The following is a 22064-nucleotide window of genomic DNA, read 5'->3' as shown; positions in this document are numbered from 1 at the left end:
GGCACAGCATCTGCATTAACTCCGGGTTCCTCTGCTTGAGCAACCGGCACGGCTGGCAAGTGGCCCATTCCGCAGCGCTTCCCGGCGAAAATTGCATTGTAGGATAACTTAGGACTTGACAAAGAGATAAACTTGCTATATCTTACGAATAGTGCGCATAAATAGCACAGTATTTGTCATATTCGACGACCCGTTCGACCATGGCGCGCAAGGGAGGACCCGGGGAATTCACTCTGAAACACGATGGCCAAGCTCGAGAACGCACGTTTCATCATCAAGAAACCATTTCGTTTGTTTCAGTTCCTTGGTTTTCATGTAACTCCCAATCATTTCTATGAGCCAATTCCCGACACGCGCGAGCTCTCCGAGGAGCTTTGGACCAGCCCATCAGAACTGCCGGGAATTAACCTGAATGAAATTGAGCAACTCCGGCTTCTCGACGCCTTCAAAGCGAGTTATAAAGGAGAGTACGACGCCCTTCCTCGCGACCGGACGTCGGACCCCGCTCAATACTATGTGAACAATGGCGCCTTTGCCAGCATCGACGGCGAGGCCCTGTATTGCTTCGTGCGGCGCTTCCAGCCGCGGCGGATCATTGAAATCGGCTCGGGCAATTCAACCCTGCTGGCTGCTCAGGCGGTTCGCCGGAACGGGGAGCTGACCGCCGGGTACCGCTGCGACTACACGGTCGTTGATCCGTTCCCCAACAAGGCGATTCACGCCGGATTGCCGGGACTGACGCGCATACTTGCCGATCCGGTTCAGCGCGTGCCGCTGGCGAAGTTTTCCGAACTCGCGCGCGACGACATATTGTTCATTGACTCCAGCCATGTGCTCAAGATCGGCAGCGACGTGCAGTTTGAGTTTCTCGAGCTGCTGCCGCGACTGCAACCGGGCGTGATCGTGCACGTGCATGACATCTTCCTCCCCGCGGAGTACCCGCGTTACTGGGTGATAGACGAATTTCGCTTCTGGACGGAACAGTACTTGTTGCAGGCGTTCCTGTCGTTTAATGATGCCTTTGAGATTCTGTTTGCGGCGAGCTACCTGCATATGAAACATCCGGCGGAGCTGGCCGCCGCATTTGCATCCTATTCCCGCGAACGGGTCTGGCCGGGCAGTTTCTGGATGCGCAAGGTCCGCTGATTTTCGCGGGACCGCGATACCGGGAGCGGATTCGTAATTCGCCGGGCCGTCACTCGGCTTCGGGTTTGTTGCCCAAACCAAAATCCGCCGAGCGGGGTGCCCTCACCCCGCCGGAATCGGAGTGAGTCACTCCCCGCTCATCATTGCATTCATAAACTTCTTCTCAGATTCCGGGCACCCGGGGACGGGTGCCTGGGCGATGTCTTTTGGGCAACAAGCCCGCTTCTGACGTACCGAAAAGCTTGATGATCGAGTAATACCGCAACTCCGAACGCAAATATCGCTCGCAGGAAAACAATCAAACCGGGAGGTGGATCATGTTGAACACTGCGAATCTTCGCTTGCTGGTTGCATTCACGTGTCTGGCGGCCTCAATCGCCATCGCCGCACCGTCTCGACTGAGTGATGACCAGATGGCTGCGCGGAACCGAATCGCGCGGCATGGAACTCTCGATGAGAACGAGAATCAGCTACGCTACTCCAAGACCACGGACTTTGGCGCGACGTGGACCTTGGCTCAGGCCGGCGACCTGAGCACCTTCGCCCCGACCGAGAGCTCGTTTCCGGACTTCGGCGCGGTGGTGATGGCCAATGGCGAGCTTTGTTATGTCATCACGTTGGCGACGGCGGCGACGCCGGGCGTCTACTCGCTCAGTGGTCCGGCCTTCACGCCGGTGCTGGTGATGGCGGAAGGCAGCAATAGTTTTGACCGTGGCTACAGCTCGACACCGGGTCATACCGATGTCAGTCGCGCCGCCAACGGAACCCTCGTTTGCGTGATCTGGGGGACGAATTCCAGCGGCGAGAGTTCGCTCTGGGCGTCGAAGTCCGCCGACAATGGCGCAACGTGGGCGACGCCGTGGGTCTTGGCCGCGGGAGCGGCCTTGGGAGTGGATGACGCGGCGGAAGACGGCCTGTTCAAGATGCCGGATCGCTGCGACAACACCTGGGCGTGGGCGCAGTATCAGAATACCGGCGCCGAGGGCTACGACCAATATGTCGTGCGGTTCAACCATTCGACGATGGCGGCCGGCACGGTGATTTCGCTCCCCGAGTACTCCGGTCACCCGTACAGCTACATGTTCGGCGGCTGCAAGCCGATTGCCTATGATGCCGCGGCGAACTACCTCTACCTCTGTTTCCGTAATCCGGACGCGAACGGCGTCTCGGTTTACCTATCGAACGATTACGGCGCCACGTTCACATCGACGGCGAACCTGATCCTGAGCACGACCCGCTATCCGTCGATGAGCGTGAATCCGGCCGCGCAGTACCCATGGGTGGTGCTGGGCGAAACGGTCGGTTCGTTGCAACCGGGCACCCCGCAATGTCTGTTCCGGGCGTACGATGAAGGTAACTACAATGGCGGCGCGTGGACGGGTCTGACTCAGTCGTTCTGCACGACGCTGCGCGACACGAACACGACGTACTACTATGCGCTGTACATTCCGCACCTGTGGTGGTGGGATGCGAATCGCGGTGTCATGACGTCAAATACCGCGACGAACTTCCTCTCGGGTGAGGTTATCGAGACGGTGCGCACCACCGACGGCGGCGCGACGTGGGTTGACTTCGGCACTCGGGTGCACTACGAGACGGATCAGATCAATGCCGGGACGATGCTGGTCTCGGAACTCTGCGGCGGTGAGAACGGCGTGGCCTACGTCGCCCTGAGCGGCGCTCCCGGCGTGACGGATATCACTCCTCCGACGGTGACCGATATGCAGCTCTTGACGCCGGCGACGACCCTCGGGCCGTACGTGGTGAAGGCCTTGTATCAGGACGGGAACGGCATCGATACGGTGACCGGACCGTGGGTGAACTGGCGTCCCACCGTGGGCGGCTCGGATTCCTATGTGACGGAGGACAGCGTTCAGTACACCGTCCCCGGTACCCTGAGCGGCTGGTATTTCTTCACCATCCCGGACACGGCGACGGGCGGCATTCAGCAGGGCGACAGCATCTTCTTCTACTGCGACGGGTACGACGTGGGCGGCAACTACTCCAATACCGAGACCCAGATCATCATCGCGGGTGTCGAATGGTTGGCCGTGGAAGAGCCGATGGCGACGCAGCCGACGGAGTTTGCGCTGCACGGGAACTTCCCGAATCCGTTCAATCCCGAGACCCGGATCATGTTTGATCTGCCGGCGAATGCGCGGATTGATCTTGTCGTTTACAACACCCTCGGTCAGGTCGTGCGCGTGCTCGCGAATGACAAGGCGTTAGGCGCGGGTACGCATCGCGTGACGTTCAACGCGAATGATTTGCCCAGCGGCATCTACCTCTACCGCTTGAGCGCGAACGGCGTCTCCGCCACGCGCAAGATGGTGCTCGTGAAATAACGGGCCGCGATCCTTCAGCCCCGGGACGCCGACTTGGCGTCCCGGGGCTTTCCCTTCTATACGGGACGATCGCGCCCGGGAGTGCGAAATCGTCCCCACCAAATCCCCCCTTGACATGTGACTATGGCCCGGGATCAACGTCGCTTCGACGCCCGGCGTGCTCACCGTGGAACCCCGAGATGATCATTTTGCAATACACTTTGGATGCGAACAGCGGATTCGACAAGGAATCCGGAGGTGAACCATGAAGCGGTTGACATGTTTGCTCCTGTTGATCGTGCTGGTGCCGGCGGCCGTTTGGGCAGCCGGTGTCGGCAAGATTTCCGGCACTGTAACGGATGCCGGATCGGGCGACCCGATCCCCGGTGCGGCCGTGATGGTGGTGGGATCGACGATGGGAGCGTCGTCCAGCGTTGACGGAGAGTTCTTCATCCTCAACGTTCCGGTCGGCACATTCGATTTAAAGATCACGTCCCTCGGGTATGAGACCCTCAACATCCAGGGCGTGGAAGTGGTCGCGGATGGGACTTACGAGCTCACGGCCACCTTGACGCAGTCGGTGATTCAGGGTAAGGAAGTGACGATCGTGGCGGCGCCCGACGTGCTCAAACGCGATCACGCGGCGACGATCAAGTCACTGGGCTCGACGGAGATCACCGAGCTGCCGGTCACGACCTATCGTGACGCGCTGGCCACCACTGCCGGTGCGGTCGGCAAGAATGAGAACATCCACGTCCGCGGCGGCCGTCGCGACGAGATTCTCTACTTGATCGATGGCTTGCCGGCCAAGGACCAGCAATTCCAGCAGCGGGCGATGGACGTTCCGACCGCGGCGATCGGCGAAGTGCAGGTCCTCACCGCCGGTTTCAACGCCGAGTACGGTGAAGCTCAGAGCGCGGTGGTCAATCTCATCGTGAAAGAGGGCGATCCGCAGTATCACGGTCGGATCGAGCACGTGAACGACTTCGCCGGCGGCGAGCATTATCAGGACTACGACTACTCCGAAGGGTCCGTCTCCGGTCCCGAACCGCTCACGCAGAAGCTGCTGCCGCGGCTCGGCGTCACGATTCCGGGCGAGGCTTTTCTGTTTGGTTCCGGCACGGTCTGGGGGCGAAACACCAACCTGCGCGGGACGTGGATCGACAGTGATCGCTACTACCGTCATCAGGTCACCGATCTGCTCGGCATGGACGTGCGCAAGAATCAATCGTACGTCAACTCGGTGCTCAAGCTCACCTATGTTCCGCAGCCCAAGTACAAGTTCACGTTCGGCTGGAATCAGGCGCAGCGTTGGGAGAATCCGTACTGGTACCGGCTCAGCCGTAGCTTCCCGGACGATTTCAGTCTGGACGAGCAGTCCCTGGGCATGCACGCGCTGTCCGGCATCCAGCCATACGCGAGTGACGCGGAGAGCTTTGCGAATCTCTTCGACATCGACGACGACGCCGACGGTCGTGTGGATGAAGAGGCGCTGAACTGGCAGGACGATGATGGCGACGGGCTGGTGGACGAAGACCTGCAGTACTACTCGTATAACGCGAACGATCACACGCGCGCGGATCAAACGCAGGATCAGCAGTACTACGCCACGTTCAACCACAATTTGAGTTCCAAGACGTACTACACGCTCCGGCTGGGCGGCTATCGCACGGATCGCACGCTGGCCGGCGGCAACAAGGGACCGAATGAGTACGGCGAACGGCCCGAAGCGTGGGTAGATCTGCCGGACGCCGAGGGCAACGGCAACGGTCGCTATGACATTGGCGAGCCGTTTACCGATCGCGACGGCGACGGCCTGTATGACTCCGGCAATCCGGGCAATCAGTATCCCGATGTCTATGGCTTCCACATCGCCGGTGACGGCTTGGGCGGCAACTATCAGCAGCTGGTTCCCGATTGGGCGAGCTTTGAATCCACGACACTGACGTGGAAGTCGGATCTGACAAGTCAGGTGAATAACCGGCATCTGATGAAAGCCGGTCTCGAATACAGCTATCGCAATGTGGCGTCCGAAGATCGTCCTTACCCGACGATTGCGAACGACGGGGCGGGGATCTACACGGACGTCTATCGCTACTACCCGAATTCCGCGGCCTTCTATGCGCAGGACAAGATGGAATATCGCGATGTCATCGCGACCGCCGGACTGCGGATGGACTACTTCAAGATCTCGGGCAAGACGCTGGACGATCGCCGCTTTGACGAAGGTGAGCAGAACTACTACTACTATGACAAGCCCATCGAGGGCGGCAGTGCCTACTGGTCACCGCGGCTCGGCATTGCCTACAGCGTCACGGATCGCGACGTCTTTCATTTCAACTACGGCTACTTCTATCAGCGGGGCCGCGACGACTACTACTTCACCGGTGTGAACCAGTTGCAGACCGGCGGCACGCCGATCCTCGGCAACCCCGGATTGAAGCCGCAGAAGACGATTGCCTATGAGTTGGGCGTACGTCACCAGTTTGCGACGGACTTCCTGCTGGACATCGGCTCCTATTACAAGGACATTGACAACCTGATCCAATCCGGTTCCGTCAACCGCCAGCGCCAGGAAGACGGCCAGCCGGTCTTTCAGGGCGTGAACTTCTCGCAGTACTACAACATCGACTATGGCTCGGTGCGCGGCTTCGAGTTCAACGTCTCGAAAAGCTATTCCGCGAACTTGTCGGGTCGCATGACCTACACGCTCGCCTGGGCGAACGCCAAGAATTCCTACGACATCGGCTCCGACGAAGCGCGCGATCCGAATTACGTGCGGCCGAAGAAGGAGAATCCGGTGGCCTGGGACCGTCGCCATCAGATGGTCGCGAATGTCGGACTCCATTACCCGCTCAAAGGCGCGCCGTTCTCCGCGGACTGGCTGCGTACGGGTTGGCAGATCAACGTCTTGAGTCAAGCGCTGTCCGGGCTGCCGTACACGCCGACCGGTCTGACCGGGGAGGAGATTCCCGATCAGCAGTTTACCGAGCACACGCCGTGGGTTTACACGACGGACCTGAATATCGCGCGCGCGTTTCGTTACGGCGGCCTGAATTGGAGCTTGCTGCTGGAAGTGCGAAATGTGTTCAACGCGCTGAACGTGGTCGGCTGGGACGCCAACACCTTCACAATTGACACGTACCTCGACGGCAAGCCGGGATATGTGAACGACTCCAATTCTCCGAACTACGGCTACTCGCCGCGGAGTGGCGCCAATCCCGATGCGTGGGACGAGCGTCGTCTCGTTCGCGCCGGCCTGGCGGTGGAGTTCTAATGCGGAGCGAACCTTCCATGAATAGAGTCTTAACCCGGTGGGTTGCGCTGCTGGTTGGAGCGGTGCTGCTGTTTGGCGCCGCTCTTGCCATCGCTCGTTCGGTCGTACCGCGCGACAATCGGCACCGGGCCCTCGACGATGCGGACCCGGAGTCCACGCGTGATCTTATCATGCACGACATCGGCAACGTCCGCATGACCCTCTCGAACTACGGCGAAGCGGGCAATCCGGACGTCACTCCGGGCTTTCGCGGCTTTGAATTTCCGCTGAACTCCGGCAGCGACTTCTTGTTTTCGGCCGGGGTTTGGGTCGGCGCGGTGGTGGACGGTCAGCAGCGTGTGACCACGGCGACCGACGGCGACAACGGGACCGGCGAATTCTGGCCGGTGCATTTGGGCACGGTGCCCTTCAATCGCACGGTCGGCGCGGTCACCGATTTCGATTGGCACATCCTGTCCAAGAATTTCTCGACGTTTGGCGATCAGTCCTACCAGTATGGTGCGAAGGATATCGACGACGACGGCGACTGGGCGGGCAATCCGGCCAACGATTACGACGGCGATGGCCGCCCGTCGAAGAACTACGACAAGGGCGCCGGTCTGATCGGCTATGACGATGACGGAGATGGTCTGATCGACGAAGACAGCGTCGCCCATGAGGGCAACACGTGGGAAGACGTGGATGTCGATAACGACGACAACACGAGTGATACCGGTCCTTCCGGCGACATCAATCACGACGGCAACTGCAAGTATGATCCCGAGCCGTTCATCGATGAAGATCCGGCGGGCAACATGGCGCTGGATTACATCGACAATGACTCGGATGGCTTGGTGGACTATGCCGACAGCGATTTCGACGGCGATGCCAACGTCGCGTCCGATGATGACGACGGCGACGGCGAGTTCGACGAAGACGGCGTAGCGCGCGGCGTGCAGGAATACTACTGCGTGTTCCAGGACAGCATCAGTCAGACTTATGTCTCCAGTCCCAGCGGCGAGCACATCCCGTTGCAGATTCAGATGCTGCAACGCACGTATGCGTTCCCCGAGGCCTACGCCGCCGGCTTCATCCTGCTTGACTACCGGATTCGCAATATCGGCCAACGGCCTTTGCGCAATTGCTACATCGCCATGTTTTCCGATCCGGACATTCTCGCGCCGGGCGAATCCGGTGACGCCGGTTCGACTGACGACGGCAATTTCTACGATCCCGAACGCTTGATGATGATTCAGTACGACGACACGGCGGATGCCGATGGCAACGGTCCCGGGATCTTCGCGATCCGGGTCGTCAAGACCCCGGTCGCGCTGGAGCAGCTCCGCGTGACGTTTGCCAATTTCGAACGCGTTGCCGGCGGCGATCCGGAGTTCGACGCGGACAAGTATGCGATGATGTCGTCGGGCGATCAATTTCCGCCGACCGAGCAGCTCGGCGACTGGCGCATGATGATTTCCTTCGGCGACGCGCTCAGCGACGGTTTCGAGATTCCGCCCGGCGAGGAGCTGCCGATCACGGTCGCCTTTATCGCGGGTGGCAGCATCGCCGAAGGCCAACGCAATGCCGAGTGGGCGCTGGCGATGTATCTGAACGACTTTCAGGGGCCGTCCGCGCCGGATGTTCCGGACTTCAACCTCGACGTGTACAACGATTTCGTGCGGATTCGCTGGGCGGCGAACTCGGAAGCATCCGTGGACGCCATCACCGGGCTTTCCGATTTCGAAGGCTATACCATCGAGCGTTCGACGGATCAGGAGCACTGGCAGACGATTGCGGGCTACGACCGGATCGACACGCTCGAATTCCCGTTCGAGTGGCAGAACTTCAATCTTGGCATGCCCGGGCTTTGCGGTGACCAGTTTCCCGGCGAGTACTGCTATGAAGATCGGGACTTGATCCCCGGCCAGACCTACTACTACGTGGTTCGCGCCTTCGATCAGGGCGTGCAAGGCGCCGGCATCCTTTATAGCGGTGTTTCCGGCAATGCCAAGACCGCCGCGCTGTTCTTGACCGACACGGCGCCGGCGAATCTGGACCATGTGTTTGTCTATCCGAATCCGTACAAGGGCAGTCACGCCGGCGAAGCGGGCGGTCGAATCAATCCGCAGACGGGCTTGATTTATTATCCTCGCCTGCTCTACTTCAAGGGACTTCCGGCGACGACGGCGGCGGGCGATTGCCGCATTCGCATCTTCTCTCTGGGCGGCGATCATCTGGCGACGATCGAACACACGAATGGGACTGACGGTGACGTGTGGGATCTGAACACCGGCAGCCGTCAGGAGATCGTCAGCGGTCTCTACTACTACACGGTTGAGTACAAGAAGCCCGGTGGCGGCACCGAGCAGAAAATCGACAAGTTTGTGGTGCTGAAATGAACGAGACGCGAACACTATTTCCCATCCGCGGCCCGGAGCGGCGTGCCACAAGCGTGGAGGTCGCATCCCGGCTGACGCTGTTGATACTGGGGTTGTTCCTAATCGTCGTTGGCTGTGCGGACCCGCGCAATCCTCCGACGGAGGCCCGCGACCCCGGCTACACGGAGACGATCGTGCTCTGGCAGGATGCCGTCTCGTCAGGCAACAGAATCTCGGCGACCTTCAATGTGGCGAGCACACTGGCGCCAATCAACCAACCGGGCGTCGATCACCCCGCTCGCTTGACAATTGCCGCCTACATTGCTCCCGACGCGGACATCATCCGCTTCGAGAGCCTCGTCAATGACTCATTTCCGGCGGCCTCCCGGGTCATCACATCGTATCAAACGGTGCTCGATGCGCTGCAGTCCGCGACGGACTCCCTGAATCGCATAGACACCGCGTTCACGGCGCATTGCGATCCGTGTGCGGCCTGTCCCTGCGTGACCAATTGCGATTACGATACCTGCGGGATGGCCGATCGCCGCGTCGAAATCGCGGAGCTTCGCGTAATCTACGGCGACTCCCTCGCTGACGCGGAAGCATACCGTGGCCGGCTCGGCGCGGAAGCCGACCAGATCTTCGTGGTGGTGGACGATCGTTATCGATTGGCGCTCTGGATGGATAGTTCGGACTGGGGGCCAACGTACCCCGAAGCGGTATTCAGCGGTGCGGACCTCTTATCCGGACAAGAAGTCTTCCTTGCCCGCACTGACACGACGACGAACATGAAGGGTCGCGGATTTGAGCTGAACATGGACAGTTTCGAGGCGGCCGATCCCAGTCCGGAGAACTACGGCTACAGCCTCGAGGTGAACTGGACAACCTGTTTCATTCCTCCGACCCGTCCTTGTTTGAAACCCGGCTCACACACTATGTATGCGCAGTTGACCGGGGTGAATACGCGCATCACGGGCACGATCGTGCTCGTCTATGAGGGAGAACGGCCATGACCAAAACCATGCTCAGCTTGGTGACGCGGCTGCTGTGGGTGCTGGCGCTGTCGGCCGCGCTGCCGGCGCAGGCGACGGACAAGGTCGGTACGACCTCGATGCAGGTGCTTAAGCTGCCGTACGGGGTCCGCGGCATCGGCATGGGCAACGCCGGCGTTGCCCTGGTCCGCGATGCGGAAGCCGTGTGGTGGAATCCCGGCGCGCTGACCCGGATCTGCGGCCCGCAAGTCCTGCTTTCGCAGATTAACATGCCGGCCGGAGTGCAGCTCAACTCGCTGGTCTTCGCCGGCTGCATCGACGACTACAGCAAGTTCTCGGTGCATGCCATTAACTTGTTCACCGACGACATACCCGTGCGCACGTACGAGCGGCCGGAAGGCACGGGGGAGAACTTCAATGCGTACGACTTCGCCCTTGGGGCGACCTACGCGCGCCTCTTGACGGACCGTTTCAGTCTGGGCGGCAACGTCCGCTATCTGGCGAGCGGCCTCGAGGAGGAAACGTACAGTGGATTCAGCATCGATTTGGGAACCCTCTACCGGACATCGTTGCGGTCGCTCGATTTGGCGATGTCGATTCAGAATCTGGGTCCGAACGTGAAGTACTCCGGGTCGTTCGACGACTACCGGAATCAGAATCGCAACGGCGGGAATCTGGTGGATACGAAGTATGACGACGCCAGTCTTCCCACGACCTTCCGGTTGGGCGTCGGGTTCGACGCGTTTCAGATGATGAAGATCACAGCTCCGAAGGACCAGAGCTTCGACGTCGCCGTCGAGATGAATCACCCCAATGACAACCGTGAACGCCTGAATCTGGGCGGCGAATACGGCTTCGTACAGAAGTTTTTCGTCCGCGTGGGCGGCAAGTTCGGTTACGACGAGGAGAGCTGGTCGGCGGGTTTCGGCCTGCACGTTCCGGTGATGTCCTATCGCCTCAAGTTCGATTATGCCTATTCGCACTGGGGTCAGCTGTCCGACGCGGCCGAGGGCTTCGCCGATCAGGCACATCGCATGTCGATCGGCTTTGACTGGTGCAATTCAGACGAGGAGAAGTGAGGTCAACCATGAAAACTTCAATTGCCTCAAGGCTCATACTCGTCTTCGTATCGATCACGACGTTGCTAATCCTGTTTGGCGCCGGTTGCACGGTGCAGGACAAAGGCGCTCCGTACGAAAACGAGACGCCGCGGGCCTGGATCACGGTGGCGCCCAACGACAGCGCAGTCGCCAATCACTACCTTTCGCTGCGCTGGGCCGGGAATGACGGCGACGGAACGGTCGCCGCCTTCCGCCTGTTCGTGGACAACGTTCAGATTTCTTATACGGCGGCGACCGACACGACCATGGCGTTTGCCTCGCCGACGGATAGCGGCAGCGCCCCGCACACGTTCGGGGTGATCGCGGTGGACGATGAGGGTCGCGAGTCAGCGCGGGCCGAACGTTTCTTCTACACGGTCAACTATGCCCCGTCCCTCGATTTCGATGCGGACGGAAGCGTAGCGGACGGCTCCACAGTCAGTCCCGGCTTCCGCATTACGCTGGCGGCGTCGGACCCGAATCCCTCGCTCTTCTTCTACAGTGTGAGTCTGGATGGCGAGAATTGGACTCCCTGGGTTTCGGACTCCCAGTTCCTCTTCGGTAATCCCCGTCTGCACTCCAGCGAGTCCGATTCGACCGTGGCCGAAATCGACGACGACGGCGACGGCAGCGTGGATGAAGAGAAAGAGAACGGTGTGGACGACGACAATGATGGCCGGGTTGATGAGGACACCCGCGGTCTGTATCCCGATGGTTCGTACGTGGTTTCCACGGTGGGGCGCGAAAGCGGACCGCTGACCATTTGGGCGCGGGTCAAGGATGCCGGCGATGCTTCGAGTCCCATTATTTCGCGATCGGTAACGCTTGACGCAACGCTGCGTCCGGCCATGGATTCTACAGTAACGGGTGTGTACGGGACCAGCAACCTCTACCCCGACGGTTCCCAGTATTTCCAGCGTCAAACCGATATCGAGACGAGCATTGCTTTCTCCGCGTCGTTTGCGGAAGACGGCACGGGAATGGTCAACTCCTACCGTTACCAATACCTGGGCGACAGCCTCTGTCTCGACAGCATCGGTCAGCCCGTGCCATGTTGGAGCGACTGGATTCAGACCGGAGTGCTTCACTTCGTCGGTCTGCCGGCGGGGGACCATGGCTTCAGGTTCATTGCTCGTGATCTCGCCGGTAATACGACTCCGGATACGATGACGTTTGCGATACATCTGGTCGAGCCGCATCTCCGGCGCAAGGTCGTGATCGTTGACGAATCCTTCAATACGAACATTACGCCGGAGGATTCCGTCAATGCGTTTTATCGATCGCTCTTCGCGGCGTATGAGACGGTCGAAATCGACTATCTCGGGCGCGGCAGTTTTCTGTCTCCGTTCGATCTGAGCGATGCCGGGCTGCTCGTTTATCACGCTGAAGACCGCAGCGACCTGCATCTCACGGAGAACACGCGGATCATGCGGGACTACCTCAGTCGCGGCGGCCGGATGGTCCTCTCCGGGTGGGACCTGCTGCGTCCGTTGGCGCCCGGTGCGCAGGACACAGTACTCGGCTTCGCCGGGGGATCGTTTGGTCACGACTTCTTGAAACTGAACTCGGCGGAATGTACGCCGTTCGGTCAGGGCAGCGTACCTACACCGCGTTTTGCGCGGGGTTGGGTCGGTGCGACAGGGTATCCGAACTGCCCGATTGATACGCTGTACATTCACAACCTGCCCCGGACTCGCGGTGTCGAGCAGACCTGGGTGTTTCGTCCTCAGGGCCAGTGTCGGATCATTGGAAATCTCGTCGTCCGCGACCCGTCCGACCCGATTCAAGCGTACTATGCGGATCGCCCTGTCGCCTACATCTACGATCAGAGCTTCCGCATTGCGGTGTTCGGATTCCCGCTCTATTTTGTCGACCGGTCATCCGCGCACGCCTTGATGGATGATCTGGCCGAAGAGCTATTGCAGGGGCTGTCGAATCCATAGGGAATTCGGTCGAAACGACGAACAATCAGGCCCGGCGGTGATTCGCCGGGCCTGTTTGTCAGTTCGAACAGCCATGCGGGCGGTGGTCTCGCCGCTGGCCGCAGTTTTGCGGCGCTAATGCCTCAGAACCAAGTTGGCCTGATTCCCGTATAAAGAGTAGAGCGATGGCGGAGAAAGCTCAGCGATCGCGAGTCATCGACAAGGGGAGTTACCCGGATGTTCAGTATTCGGAGGGGAAGAGGAATATTTGAAAACACTTGACATAGACAGGAGGCGGAGCTATCTTAGCGACGTCCGTGCGAAGTTAAGGGGTAAGCTGAACTCTGGAAGCGAGCCAGCAATCTCCCCACGGCCCCGGCGACAACTGCTGCCGGGGCGATTTTTCCCGCTTCCTTGTGAAAAATGGAGCTACAGGTGATGGTGGATTCGGGGATGAAGGCGCAATACCCGCCTGAGAAATTGGCGGAGGCGGTAGATGCACTGCGCATCGTCAAATCGGGAATGACGGTCCTGATCGGATCGGGCTGTGCGGCGCCGCAGCTGTTGATCGACGCGCTGGTCGCGCGTGCGCCGGAGTTGTATGACGTGGAGATCATCCATCTGATGACATTCTCTCAGGCGCCGTACGCGGCGCCGGATATGGAAGGGCACTTTCGGCACAATTCGTTTTTTACGGGAGCGAACGTGCGGAAGGCGGTCAACGAGGGCCGCGCGGATTTTACGCCGGTCTTTCTGCACGAAATACCGCGACTGTTTGAGACGGGACAGAAGAAGATCGATGTGGTACTGATGACGTTGACGCCGCCGGATCGTCATGGCTACAGCAGTCTGGGCGTGGATTGCGCCGTCACCCTGCCGGCGGCTCGCGCGGCGAAGTACGGCGTGGCGGTCACCAACACGTACATGCCGCGTGTGCATGGTGAGAACTTCATGCACATCGGCCGTTTCAATCATGTGATTGAGTGCAACATGCCGTTGCCCGAGCTGCCGCGCATGCGCAAGACGGAGACGACCGATCGCATCGGCGCCTACGCGGCGTCATTGATTCCGGACGCGGCCTGTTTGCAGCTCGGCATCGGCGGGATTCCGGACGCGGTCTTGCACTATCTGAATGACAAGCACGATCTCGGCATGCACACCGAGATGTTTTCCGACGGTGCGGTGGAACTCGTGCGCCGCGGCAATATCAACTGTCGCAAGAAGAACTTTCACCCCGACAAGATGATCGCGTCGTTCGTGCTGGGCACGGCGGAGTTGTTCGATTTCGTGAATTCGAATCCGATGGTGGAATTCCATCCGCTGGACTGGGTAAATGACCCGTTCTTGATCGCCCGCAATGACAACATGATCGCGGTGAATTCGGCGATTCAGGTCGATTTGACCGGCCAGATTTGCTCGGATTCCATCGGTCACGACATCTTCAGCGGCATCGGCGGTCAGGTGGACTTTATTCGCGGGGCCTCGCGCTCGAAGGGCGGCAAGCCGATCATCGCGCTGCCCTCGACGGCCAAGGACGACACGATTTCGCGGATTGTTTTCGAACTGGACCCGGGCGCCGGCGTGGTGACCAGTCGCGGGGATGCTCATTATGTCGTGACGGAATACGGCATCGCCTATCTCCACGGCAAGTCGATTCGCGAACGCGCCGAGGCGCTGATTCGTGTCGCGCATCCGAAGTTCCGCGACGAACTTCGCCATCAGGCCAAAGCGATCCACCTCTTGTAGTCATCCGCGACGTGGTTGCGGCTGCGCCTCGCGCTTCCTGCCTCGTTCCCTCCCTACGCGGACCTTCGGGTCCGCGTTTGCTTTTGTCAACACCGTGCCGGACTCCGCGATTCTTGCCGCCTGCGGGGAACGGAATTTGCGCAGTTCGCAGTATTCGGCCCTGCGGACCAACGCAGCCGATCCGGGTCCACTTTTCGCCCTGGTGCGCCAATCATGGATACGACCGCACTCCTCGAGCTTGTCACCCGTAATCACCTTGACTTCATCGCACTCGTGGCGGTGGTCGTCGCGGCGGGCGGGTATTTCCTGACCCGGATCCAGCGAGCATATGGATCGGCGGCCATCTCGGAGCTTTGCGCCCTCGTAATCGGCGTTTTGCTGGTCACGGCCTACTATGGCGCGCAATATTCCGAATACCGGCAGCGCGAGTCGATTCGGGCGATGGTCTCAGGAATGGCGCCGACTTACGCTCGGGAGTTGGCGCGCGGCGGTCTTACCACGCTCTCCACCCAGACGCCCGACACTGACGAAACCTATCTCCGCCTGATTAAAATGCAGCGGGAATGGCTCGCGTCCAACCCGGCGATCAGCGATATCTTTACGCTCTTCAGGACGGAACGTGATTCCGTCACACTGCTCGTTGACTCGGAAACCGATTATGACGGGAACGGCAGGTTTGAAGGCGGCCGCGAAGCGCGAACGGGCATCGGAGAGTATTACGCGGCCGATAAGTACATCACTTCTGCATTTCTCGGGAATGAGGTATTCAACGATCGGCCTTACGCGGACCGCTGGGGATGCTGGATCAGTGCCTTCGTTCCGGTGCCGAGTCGAGACGGTGTGATCCGCCACGTGGTCGGAGTTGACTTTCCCGCGGCAATCTGGGTGACGAGTGTGGCGCGGGAGCGGCTGATCGCCCTGCTGCTGCACCTGCTGATCATCGTGATCGTGATGATCGCCACGGGATTGGTTCAGTCGGCGAAAGCGGAGACGGTACATCGCGAGCTGATGGCTCGCGAGCTGCGAATCGCGAAGGAAGCGGCCGAAGCCGCCAGTCGCGTCAAGAGTTCATTTCTCGCGAACATGTCGCATGAGATTCGCACGCCGCTGAATGGCGTGGTCGGCTTGAGCGAACTGCTGCAGGACACCGCGCTCGACCGGCAGCAGCGGGAGATCGCGATCGGCATCCACCGCAGTGCCGAGGGACTCCTGACGATCATCAACGACGTGTTGGATATCTCCAAGATCGAGGCGGGAAAGCTGGAGTTCGAGTGTGTTCCGTTTCCGGTCGCCGAGACGGTGCATTCCGCGGCCGAAATTCTCGCGGTCCGGGCGTATCAGCAGGGGCTCGAATTGATTGTGGATGTGAGCCCTGAGGTCCCCGCAGTTGTACGCGGCGATCCTACGCGATTGCGCCAGGTGCTCGTGAACCTGGTCGGCAATGCGGTGAAGTTCACGAACGCGGGGGAAGTCCGGCTGGAGTGCCGCCTGCTGGCGCAGGACAAGGGCACGGCGCGGGTGGAGTTTGCGGTGGAAGACACCGGGATTGGTATCCCTTCCGCGCAGCTCGCCCTGCTGTTCCAGCCGTTTACCCAACTTGACGCTTCGACGACGCGCAAGTACGGCGGCACGGGGCTGGGGCTGTCCATTTGTCAGCACATCGTGTCCGCGTTGCACGGGGAGATTTCGGTGCGGAGTCAAGTCGGCATGGGCACGCGATTCGCGTTCACACTGCCGCTGGAGACCGAACGGTCCGGCACGGCTACGCAGAGCGAACGCGAATCGACCGCGACGCCGGTGGGAAAGCGGCTGCTCATCATGGTGGACAATGCCAGTCTGCGCACCGTGCTTGCCCGGCAGGTAACGCACATCGGGATCGAGGCGTTGACCGCAGTGTCGCTGGACTCCGCGCAGTCGATTTGCGCGAGTTCAGCTTGTGACGCGATCTTGATCGACCGTACATTTGGCGGGCAGGATGCGTTCACTCTCATCAAGCGCCTGTTCGGGACCATCAAGAGCCCGCGACCGCCGATTATCCTCCTGACCACGATCGACTGCGCGCCGGACCCCCGACGGAATGACGTTTCCGGCGTCAGTTGTACTCTGCCGAAGCCCGTCAGTGCGAGCGGGTTGCGCCGGGCGCTGGAGCGTGCGTTTGATTCGTCGCCCGGGCAATCGGACGCCGACGGCAGGCTGGCTGACGCCCTTCGCCGCGACGCTCCTGCCGTCAGCGAGTCGTTGCGCGTCTTGTTGGTTGAAGACAATCCGGTGAATCAGCTCGTAGGGACGAAGCTGCTGCATCGGCTGGGGTTCGAAGCGGAGGTAGCGGGTTCGGGACTTGAAGCGATCGACGCTCTGGCTGAACGTCACTTTGATCTGATATTGATGGACTGCCAGATGCCTGAGCTTGACGGTTATGAATCCTCGCGCCGGATTCGGTCGGATCCGCGGTGCGCGCGGGCATCGGCGGTGCCGATCATCGCGTTGACGGCAAATGCGCTGGCGGGTGACCGGGAGCGCTGCCTCGCCGCGGGGATGAACGACTACCTGACGAAGCCCTTGAATCCTCGCTTGCTATCCGAGGCGATCACGCGCTGGATTCCCCTGCCGCGGCCCTGATCACCGGACGGATCACGATTTGGACGAGGCCCGGAATTCCGGGCCTCGCTCACTTGTCCAGCTGTGATCTGCCGTCAACCGACCGCTGCGGCTCATGGGTCGCACCGTTCGTCGGAGGGGGGAATCAGCACTGCTTCGGGATCCTCCTCCGTCCGCAGGCCGGAGAATCCACGGGGTGCATCTTCGACGAGCCAGGCCAGGGCAACACGCTGAGCGTCCCAGACTCTGCACTGTTGCTCCATCCATTCGGTTGTTTCGCGGAGCACCTGCAGATCAAGGCTGATGTGGTGTATCCGGCCGTCTTTCCTCCGTTTGACTAACTTGGCTTCTTCGAGAACCTTAATGTGTTTTGAGATCGCCGGGAGTGAGCTATTGAAGGGTTTTGCCAGTTCGGTAACCGTTATGTCGCCGTGCGACAGGCGCATGAGGATGGCCCGGCGGGTGGGATCGGAAAGCGCGTGGAAGGTCGAGTCAATTTGCGGTGGCGAAAAGTTAACCATATGGTTTAATATAATTCAGAGAATTGCGAATGTCAATTCGAATCTTGAAGAGAGATGAAAGCAGGGGCCGATAGAGGTGAAAGGCGGGCAAATTATTTGACCAAACGAAATGTTGTTAATCACTAAAAAACTAATAGTTTACAGGCTTTGGAGTTGTGCCAAAAACGGGGGATATTCGTCGGTCATGGGAGCCGGAAGCAGAGTGGAGGACCGCCTTGAGAAATAGCTGCCGGCGGGTTGAGGCCGTTGGATCTCGCCGGATACTTACTGGCCATAGCGACACTAATATACGAAATTATCTTCATGAAGGCAAGAGAAATGTTTATTAAATACGTAAATGATTGCCTGTATGGGTAATTACGGGACAGAGGAGAACCCGGGCGCCGACGCACGAATGCCCGGGGTCGGCGCGGGAGTGATGCGGGAGTGCACTCTAAGTCTTCGATTCCGGCCGCGCGAGGGCGCACGGCTCGGCGGTGGGGAGATCCGACCCCATCTAACTTCCCCAGAAACTGGGGAAGGACCCGAGACGGATTCCGCCGCGGGGAAGGAATCCCCGCTCGGCGAATACAGCCCGCTCCATGTGACTCTCCGATTCCGGCCGTGCGAGGACGCACGGCTCGGCGGTGGGGAGATCCGACCCCATCTGACTTCCCCAGAAACTGGGGAAGGACCCGAGGCCGATTCCGGCGGGGAAGGAATCCCCGCTCGGCGGAGGGCTTGGTTGAGCGGGATTCCGGCGGGGAAGGAATCCCCGCTCGGCGAAAGGGTCTGGAGACCGTGCTCGGGGTGTCAGTCCGATTCCGGCAGCAGCGGCGGCTACTGCCCCTGGGCCATGGTGAAGCCGGGGGCACCGTCGAAATTGATCAGGTGCTCGGTTTTGGCGAAGTCGAGCTTGTGCTCGATGGCGCGATCCATGAGCGTCAGAATATCCCGATGCGAGAGCTTGAGGGAATCGCTCTTGCGCAAGAAGCGGAGGCGGTACAGGTCAGTGCAGAACGTCTCGGGCTGACCATCCGGCCAGACCTTCACGCCGCGATTGGTGATTAACTGCAAGGCGAGCTGATCGGTTTCAGCTTTTTTGCTCAGCGCAGCGAGTTCGTCCGGCGTGCCGGTCGGCCAGACGACGAACAGATCGACGCCGACCGTTTCCTTCACGGAGGAGTGAGCGAGCCGGACTTCTTTCACGTGTGGTGACATGCCGTGGGAACGGTAGCGTACAGTCTTGAGTTGCTGTGGCGTCTGTCCGAGCCTGCGCATCACGGCCTCCGTAAATTCTCTTGTGCCGACTTTCTGCTTGCTCACCCCCGGATGGAAAATGTCCGGTGTATGCACGCCGTCCTCGATCGTGACGAGCCAGGCGTTATGCACGAGTTCGGCGACATCGCCCTGTCCGATATGCACAAGCATCATCACCGCACCGAGCAGCAAGCCGGACGGATTGGCCAGATCCATGGCGGCGATATCCGGCGCGGAGCCGTGAATGGCTTCGAACATGGCGCCGTGCTCGCCGATATTCGACGAGCCGCAGAGGCCGACGGACCCGATCAGCTGCGCGGCGACGTCGGAGAGAATATCGCCGTAGAGGTTCGGCATGACGATGACATCGAAGCGGTCCGGCGTGTCGGCCAGTCGCGCGGCGCCGATATCGACGATCATGTGGCTATGCTCGATGTCGGGATACTCGGCGGCGACCTCATCGAAGACCTTGTGGAACAGGCCGTCGGTGAGCTTCATGATGTTATCCTTGGTGAAGCAGCTCACACGCTGGCGGTTATTGTGCCGCGCGAACTCGAAGGCGTAGCGCACGATCTTTTCGGTTCCGGGGCGGGAGATCAGCTTCAGCGCATAGGTCTCCTGATCGCTGTAGCGGTACTCGACGCCGGCGTACAAGTCTTCCTCGTTCTCGCGGACGATGACGACATCCATATGCGGATGCTTGGTCTCGACAAACGGGTGGAAAGACGCGCAGGGGCGGACGTTGGCGTAGAGACCGAGCGACTTACGCACGGTGACATTCAAGCTCTTGAAGCCGCCGCCCTGTGGCGTGGTGATCGGGGCCTTGAGGAAAACTTTAGTTCGGCGCAGCGAGTCCCACGCTGCGGGTTCGATCCCGGCGGACACGCCGCGCTGGTACACGGCTTCGCCGATTTCGATCGGCTCGATGTTCAATCGGGCATGCGCGGCCTCGAGGATGCGCAGCGTGGCATCCATGATTTCCGGGCCGATGCCGTCGCCGTGTGCGACCGTAATGGGAGTGGATTCAAGCAAGAACAGAAAGCTCCTATTTCAACAAGACCGCTTTTTGCGTGGCACGCCCGACCGTTTCGCCGGACAGTTCGATCAAGTACAGGCCGGAGGCCGCATTGGCGGCATTCCAGGAGATGGAGTGATAGCCGGCACTCAGCCGGGTCTCGGTCAGGCGCGCGGTTTCGCGGCCGGTGAGGTCCACGACGCGCAGGGTAATGCGATCGGCGACGGGGAGATCAAACGCGATGTTGGCGATCGCGTTGAACGGATTGGGATAGACCGGATGCAGGGCGAAATTGTGGGGCGTGGCCACCGCGCGCTGCTCCCCGGTGTCCATCCAGTCGGTGCAGGTCGAATTGCGTGCGCGCGCGGCGTTGGCAAGCAGGTCGGTCATGTCGTAGAGCGACGGATCCACGCTAAGATTAGACGCTTGCGGGCGTGCGGAATCGTGGAAATTCAAACCGCCCACGAGTGCACACCAGATCTCGGTCGCTTGACCGGGATAGAGGTAGGTGTGGTCACCCTGATGATCGCCCAGCGGACCAAAGGAGAAGACGCCACGCGTTCCGTATTGGTCAAGGTCATGTTGGAAGTCCTGATCGCAGGTGGCCCACTGATGCGTCCCTTGCGGCGGCGGTGCTGACTGATTGACGACGTGATACTGGTTGTAGTCCTGTTCGCCGTTCTTCATCAAGAAGTACTTGTGCTCGTCACCCATGGGCGTACCGAGCGTGCGGCACCAGAAGCCTTCGCCGAGGGGATCGTCGCAGTGTTCGGACCAAAATGGACCCCAGTCGAGCGAGAAATCGCCATTGGGCCGCCACCAATTGAAAGAGGTACGTTCGATCCCCTCGGGTTGACGCAAGTAAAGGAAGCCGATGGAGTTTGGCACGGTGAAGTCATTGCCGGAACTGTCGCTGCGTCGGCGGCCATCATTGTCGTGGAAATAGGCAACGCCATTGGTTTCATCGAAACCTGCCAGATCATCGCCCCAGCTTTCTCCCACGGGGTCATTGCGAAGTCCGGCATAGGTCATGAAATAGTGCCCGAGGTAGACGTCCTTCAGGACATTCGAGCCGATGTTCTCCAGTTGGTAACGAATCCAGTAGATGGACGCGCAGGGGTCCCAGACCATGGAATAAGTTGTGCGCGTGATCTTCAGACCGAGCGGACGATGGGGGCCATCAACAGGATCATCCGTCAACCAGAACGGATCGGTGAGCGTGTCTGACATCGTCACTTCGATTTCGTGATCGGCAATGGCATCCGGAGACCAGATGTTGTTCCCGCACCAGTCGTCCCGCCAGAGGTCAGACCGCTCCACAGTCGAGGTTCCCGCTACCGGCCAGAACTCGACTACCTCCGGGTTCAGCCAGCCGTCCCGCGCGACCGAGACCCGCGGCGTCTCTTCGTTCCCTTCGACAATCAGCGCGCCGATCCAGAGCGCGAATTCGTCAAGATACTCCTGTCCCGACCAGCGCGGGAATTCGCAGTTGACATCGGGTAGGTCGGGATTGCAGGAATCATGGCCGCCGCCGATCAATCCGGTGTTGTCTTGACCGAGCCACATGTAGGGCCAGCGGTCCACTCGGGACTCCAGTTGCATCGGTTCGGCGGTCGCAACGACACTGATAACGACAAGGAGACCGAGCGCAGAATAGAGGACGCGAATCATGGGAGCCTCCGGCTGTTGGACTGTGCAAGACGGCAGTATTACGATCCACCAATCGGCAATTTAGCGCGAATCCAGTCGAAAGTCAAGCCACGGGAACCCCCGTCCGGTGATCACGGTTCTTGCAATGAATGCAGAGAAGTGGTATCTTAGCGCTTG

General features: G+C 60.1%; 12 protein-coding genes. 9 read left to right on the top strand and 3 right to left on the bottom strand.

The window, feature by feature from the left end; all coding sequences use genetic code 11:
• Positions 1-243: 243 nt before the first annotated feature.
• From HZB60_07850 to HZB60_07810, 9 genes are all read left to right on the top strand, one after another.
• A complete protein-coding gene (locus tag HZB60_07850; GenBank protein MBI5059675.1) occupies positions 244-1146 on the top strand; it encodes a class I SAM-dependent methyltransferase in 903 nt (300 codons plus the stop codon).
• A 317-nt stretch (positions 1147-1463) separates the two neighbouring features.
• Complete coding sequence (locus HZB60_07845) at positions 1464-3491, top strand: T9SS type A sorting domain-containing protein (GenBank protein ID MBI5059674.1); 2028 nt, start codon at positions 1464-1466, stop codon at positions 3489-3491.
• A gap of 244 nt (positions 3492-3735) precedes the next feature.
• Positions 3736-6747 (top strand): TonB-dependent receptor, encoded by a 3012-nt coding sequence (locus tag HZB60_07840; GenBank protein MBI5059673.1) that lies wholly within the window; start codon positions 3736-3738, stop codon positions 6745-6747.
• A gap of 17 nt (positions 6748-6764) precedes the next feature.
• On the top strand, positions 6765-9125 hold the full coding sequence (locus HZB60_07835; GenBank protein ID MBI5059672.1) for a hypothetical protein: 2361 nt from the start codon (positions 6765-6767) through the stop codon (positions 9123-9125).
• A 53-nt stretch (positions 9126-9178) separates the two neighbouring features.
• The gene (locus HZB60_07830) at positions 9179-10117 is read left to right on the top strand and encodes a hypothetical protein (protein MBI5059671.1); all 939 of its coding nucleotides are present in this window, start codon (positions 9179-9181) and stop codon (positions 10115-10117) included.
• Positions 10114-11175 carry a PorV/PorQ family protein gene (locus HZB60_07825; protein ID MBI5059670.1) on the top strand — a complete coding sequence of 354 codons (1062 nt, stop codon included), beginning with the start codon at positions 10114-10116 and terminating at the stop codon, positions 11173-11175. The genes HZB60_07830 and HZB60_07825 overlap by 4 nt, the downstream gene beginning before the upstream one ends.
• Before the next feature lie 8 nt (positions 11176-11183).
• Positions 11184-13139: a hypothetical protein gene (locus HZB60_07820; protein MBI5059669.1), complete on the top strand. Its 1956-nt coding sequence runs from the start codon at positions 11184-11186 to the stop codon at positions 13137-13139.
• A 402-nt stretch (positions 13140-13541) separates the two neighbouring features.
• On the top strand, positions 13542-14864 hold the full coding sequence (locus HZB60_07815; protein ID MBI5059668.1) for an acetyl-CoA hydrolase/transferase family protein: 1323 nt from the start codon (positions 13542-13544) through the stop codon (positions 14862-14864).
• 213 nt (positions 14865-15077) lie between these two features.
• The gene (locus HZB60_07810) at positions 15078-17483 is read left to right on the top strand and encodes a response regulator (GenBank protein ID MBI5059667.1); all 2406 of its coding nucleotides are present in this window, start codon (positions 15078-15080) and stop codon (positions 17481-17483) included.
• Positions 17484-17575: 92 nt separating this feature from the next.
• Here HZB60_07810 and HZB60_07805 read toward each other — a convergent pair whose 3' ends face one another.
• The 3 genes from HZB60_07805 to HZB60_07795 form a co-directional block, all read right to left on the bottom strand.
• Entirely contained in the window at positions 17576-17983 is a 408-nt protein-coding gene (locus tag HZB60_07805; protein ID MBI5059666.1) for a winged helix-turn-helix transcriptional regulator, read from the bottom strand.
• Positions 17984-18802: 819 nt separating this feature from the next.
• The gene (locus tag HZB60_07800) at positions 18803-20254 is read right to left on the bottom strand and encodes an NADP-dependent isocitrate dehydrogenase (protein ID MBI5059665.1); all 1452 of its coding nucleotides are present in this window, start codon (positions 20252-20254) and stop codon (positions 18803-18805) included.
• A gap of 13 nt (positions 20255-20267) precedes the next feature.
• The gene (locus HZB60_07795; protein ID MBI5059664.1) at positions 20268-21908 is read right to left on the bottom strand and encodes a T9SS type A sorting domain-containing protein; all 1641 of its coding nucleotides are present in this window, start codon (positions 21906-21908) and stop codon (positions 20268-20270) included.
• Positions 21909-22064 lie beyond the last annotated feature (156 nt).

It is taken from the genome of candidate division KSB1 bacterium (assembly GCA_016214895.1).
Classification (GTDB): Bacteria; Electryoneota; RPQS01; order RPQS01; family RPQS01; genus JACRMR01.
The sequence above is the reverse complement of the archived record's forward strand: the minus strand, read 5'-3'. Positions and strand labels throughout refer to the sequence as shown.

Bases quoted from the DNA above. Each gene is read 5' to 3' on its own strand.
- HZB60_07835 (MBI5059672.1), top strand. From the start codon at position 6,765: ATGAATAGAGTCTTAACCCGGTGGGTTGCGCTGCTGGTTGGAGCGGTG.
- HZB60_07815 (MBI5059668.1), top strand. From the start codon at position 13,542: ATGGAGCTACAGGTGATGGTGGATTCGGGGATGAAGGCGCAATACCCG.
- HZB60_07840 (MBI5059673.1), top strand. From the start codon at position 3,736: ATGAAGCGGTTGACATGTTTGCTCCTGTTGATCGTGCTGGTGCCGGCG.
- HZB60_07825 (MBI5059670.1), top strand. From the start codon at position 10,114: ATGACCAAAACCATGCTCAGCTTGGTGACGCGGCTGCTGTGGGTGCTG.
- HZB60_07805 (MBI5059666.1), bottom strand. From the start codon at position 17,983: ATGGTTAACTTTTCGCCACCGCAAATTGACTCGACCTTCCACGCGCTT.
- HZB60_07850 (MBI5059675.1), top strand. From the start codon at position 244: ATGGCCAAGCTCGAGAACGCACGTTTCATCATCAAGAAACCATTTCGT.
- HZB60_07845 (MBI5059674.1), top strand. From the start codon at position 1,464: ATGTTGAACACTGCGAATCTTCGCTTGCTGGTTGCATTCACGTGTCTG.
- HZB60_07795 (MBI5059664.1), bottom strand. From the start codon at position 21,908: ATGATTCGCGTCCTCTATTCTGCGCTCGGTCTCCTTGTCGTTATCAGT.
- HZB60_07810 (MBI5059667.1), top strand. From the start codon at position 15,078: ATGGATACGACCGCACTCCTCGAGCTTGTCACCCGTAATCACCTTGAC.
- HZB60_07820 (MBI5059669.1), top strand. From the start codon at position 11,184: ATGAAAACTTCAATTGCCTCAAGGCTCATACTCGTCTTCGTATCGATC.